2 protein-coding genes and 1 tRNA gene are annotated in these 2518 nt (G+C 42.0%); 1 reads left to right on the plus strand and 2 read right to left on the minus strand.

Annotation, left to right across the window (positions count from 1 at the left end):
• Nucleotides 1–111: 111 nt before the first annotated feature.
• Nucleotides 112–1089 (minus strand): ROK family protein, encoded by a 978-nt coding sequence (locus tag JX312_RS12180; protein ID WP_128708145.1) that lies wholly within the window; start codon nt 1087–1089, stop codon nt 112–114.
• Nucleotides 1090–1261: 172 nt separating this feature from the next.
• On the opposite strand from JX312_RS12180, the gene JX312_RS12185 reads away from it, so the two are divergent.
• A tRNA-Ile gene (locus JX312_RS12185) sits at nt 1262–1335 on the plus strand.
• Between the two features lie 324 nt (nt 1336–1659).
• On the opposite strand, the gene JX312_RS12190 is transcribed toward JX312_RS12185, so the two are convergent.
• On the minus strand, nt 1660–2340 hold the full coding sequence (locus tag JX312_RS12190; protein ID WP_204458170.1) for a hypothetical protein: 681 nt from the start codon (nt 2338–2340) through the stop codon (nt 1660–1662).
• Nucleotides 2341–2518 lie beyond the last annotated feature (178 nt).

A 2518-nucleotide genomic window follows, 5' to 3' on the forward strand; every position in this document is an offset into this window, starting at 1 on the left:
CCCTTATCCATAACGCAATTCATATGCATATATCCTAATGACAAGAGAAAACAATTTTGTCCGAAAATACAAAATTACCAATATAACACTAATTTTGCAAATAAAAGTTCACTAAATTTCAGACATATCCCAGGCCAAAGCAGATGCACCGAGCAATGCCGCCTCTGCATCGCTTAACGAAGAAAAGAGAATCTCCACCCGGTTTTTATACAGATGCAGCATATTTTCTTCCATGGCTTCACGCATTGGCTCAACTATAAGATTGCCCGCCTTTGCCACGCCTCCAAAAAGAATAAAAGCCTCAGGATCTGTAAAAGCGGCGAAATCCGCACACGCTTTCCCAAGCATACGTCCTGTAAAATCATAGACCTCATTTGCGATGGCATCACCCCTGCGCGCTGCATCGCATATGGCTTTAGCCGTAAGCGAGTCTTCGGGAATCGCCCGAAGTTCCGAAGTGTCTTGACAACTGCCAAGCAACTCTTTTGCCGTCCGAACCACCCCTTTGGCGGAACAGTAGGTTTCAAGACAGTCATACCTGCCGCAGCCGCACAGTCTGTCGCCATTGCCCCTGACAACCACATGTCCCAGTTCCCCGGCAAACCCGCGAGTGCCCGATAAAAGATGTCCGTCACACACAATACCGCTACCCACGCCTGTACCGAGAGTGACCATAATAAAGTTTTTCAAGCCACGCGCCCTGCCGTAAGCCATCTCACCGGCAGCGGCAGCATTGGCATCATTGGTGATTGACACAGGCAGACTGAAAGCCTGTTCAAGCAATGCAGCAAGCGGAATAGGCGATGGCCATGGAAGATCCGTCGCAGCCTCTATACATCCGGTATAGCGGTTGGCGCAAGGTGCACCGACACCTATGCCACGCAGACATCCGCGCGTGTTACTTCGCTTTACAAGAGCCTCGACACCGCTCTTGAGACGTGCTACATAATCATAAATATCCCTATGTCCGACTGTAGGAATTGAATCGCGGTCAACTATTTCACCACGGGCATTGACAACGGCAAACTCCGTATTGGTTCCACCCATATCAATTCCGAGCACATAATTTTTTTCTTTAAGATCTTTCATGGCAGAATAAAAATTGCAATTTCGCTGATATAATGCGAATTTCGACCACAAAATTAGAAATGTAAAATTAAAATTCCAAAAAAATTTGGAAAATAGCATTTAATACATTAATTTTGCACTCGCAATGCAGAACACAGTGATGTTCACCCATCCGTCTTCAGCAATTGTGGCAGGTCCCATAGCTCAGTTGGTTAGAGCACCTGACTCATAATCAGGGAGTCCTTGGTTCAAGCCCAAGTGGGACCACTCCTTAAAAATCAAGCAGTTACGATTTGTTTCGTAACTGCTTTTTCTTTTGCTTTGAACACAAATCTGAACACAACTCCGCGCCAACTCGTTTCAGCCACCAATCGCAGCCCTCTGTGTTCACACTTTTGTGTTCAAATTCTGTGCTCAAACCATAGCTGAGGAAAACAAAAATCGGGGGCAAGACGAAAAATCAGCGGGCATCCATTTTCTTTTGCCCAGCCCTGTATATTGGTTTAGGTTTAGCCGGGCATATATAAAGCCCGAACCAAACCAAAACATAATTACCTTCTATTCCCATAGGGTTATCAGTTATAAGAATTGTTAGGTGTTAGCCTTTGTCATATATTGTTCTGTCATCTCTCTAAGTTGAAATGTAAGATGCTTATTTCCATGACCAGCTGCAATTTCTCGTCTATAAACAATCTCCGTAGCGCCCCAATCAATGACATATCCATTGTATCCTGCTTTTTTCAGCAATAACATTGACGAGAGCATACATAATCTGTCGGCTATCAGTAGTTGTAATTCTTCCTGAGTCAAATGTTCATATTTATTTCCCTTGGGCTTGGGAATATTGCCATGAAGATATAAGTTTCTGCATGATATGCAATATTCTTCTTCTTCCGAAAGGTTTATCTCTAAATTGACAAATGGATTTGACAGTTTGTCAGCATTAGGCAATTCATTGAACTTATTTACTTTATTCCATAGTTTAGTCCAAGTATTTTTATCCAATTTGTCCTTGACTTTCTTTGTTGCCTTCTGTAATTCATATTTCAACTGAGATATTATGGCTTTGTCTTCAATAAGTTTTTTGCTTTGATATTTTTCCAATCTCGCATTGTTAAGTGCTGAAGTTATAGTCTCAAGTGAAACGGACGCAAGGCTTCCTTTAGAAACATTATCAAGTGTTCCCGCTTGTGTAATAAGAATACAGGCTCTTCTAAGCTCAACATTCTTATACAAGAGCTTAACTAAGTTCTCGAAGACATCTGATGACATTAAGAGCCTTTCATCATCAATATTTTGGTAATGGTGGTAGTCTAAAATTGGCTTAGTTGAATGAATCGAACGGTTTAAGCTCTGATACCTAAAAGTTAGTGATTCTCACTGGCGTCTCTTAAAATCTGTTAATGCGAAATTGTTAAACTCTGTATTCATGTTGGTTACGCGATTTTCT

This window comes from Barnesiella sp. CU968 (assembly GCF_905219685.1).
GTDB lineage: Bacteria > Bacteroidota > Bacteroidia > Bacteroidales > Muribaculaceae > Lepagella > Lepagella muris_A.

Bases quoted from the DNA above. Each gene is read 5' to 3' on its own strand.
- JX312_RS12180 (WP_128708145.1), bottom strand. From the start codon at position 1,089: ATGAAAGATCTTAAAGAAAAAAATTATGTGCTCGGAATTGATATGGGT.
- JX312_RS12190 (WP_204458170.1), bottom strand. From the start codon at position 2,340: ATGTCATCAGATGTCTTCGAGAACTTAGTTAAGCTCTTGTATAAGAAT.